The sequence below is a fragment of the Pseudomonas sp. AU11447 genome (genome assembly GCF_001672555.2).
Taxonomy (GTDB): Bacteria; Pseudomonadota; Gammaproteobacteria; order Pseudomonadales; family Pseudomonadaceae; genus Pseudomonas; species Pseudomonas nitroreducens.
Genome location: NZ_LZDG02000098.1, coordinates 1 through 585 on the forward strand (window position 1 = coordinate 1; position 585 = coordinate 585).

2 protein-coding genes are annotated in these 585 nt (G+C 65.6%); both read right to left on the reverse strand.

Going from position 1 to position 585, the window contains the following annotated elements:
- On the reverse strand, positions 1-310 hold a 310-nt coding region (locus tag A6723_RS30845), incomplete at its 3' end, for a hypothetical protein (protein WP_256546991.1).
- Positions 307-585, reverse strand: a 279-nt coding sequence (locus tag A6723_RS32260; protein WP_175405602.1) for a hypothetical protein, incomplete at its 5' end; no start/stop codon positions are given. The genes A6723_RS32260 and A6723_RS30845, both read right to left, overlap by 4 nt.

Below are 585 nucleotides of genomic sequence, written 5' to 3' on the forward strand. Positions count from 1 at the left end.
TGCGGTACTGGCGTTTCTGCTCGGCCAGGTCGGCAGCGAGGCGGTCAGCGCGGGCAGCTTGTTCGGCCTCACGCTTCGCGCTGGCTTTGGCATCAGCCGCTGCCTGCTGGACTCTTTGGGCTTCTGCCTCGGCGTACTTGCGTTGCTGCAGCTCCAGGGCGGCCTTGCCCTCGGCCTGCGCCGTGGCGTACCCCTGAGCCCGTGCGGTGTCCTGCATCGCCTGCAGGCGAAGCCCCAGGCAGTAGAACGCCACTCCAAAGAGCACCAGGACGGTGACTGGTGCGAACAGGCGCGAGAGGTTGAGGTTCAAGGCTTGATCCTCCCCGTCACGCGGAAGGGATAGGACGGTTCGAACTCGGGGTTGAGCAGCGAGCAGATCAGGCAGCAGGCACCGAACACCATTTCAGCCAGGTCCAGGGCGAACTCAGGCACACCATTGCGGGCGGCCACAGCCGGGCAATCAGTGTCCAGGGCGCCCAGGTAGACCGGCACGCAGCCGCAGAACCAGCCGTAATGGGTGAAGGTGGTGCCCAGCTCTCTGGCCGGCACATGGTTGAAGAAGACGCTCACAGGTCGGCCTCGCAC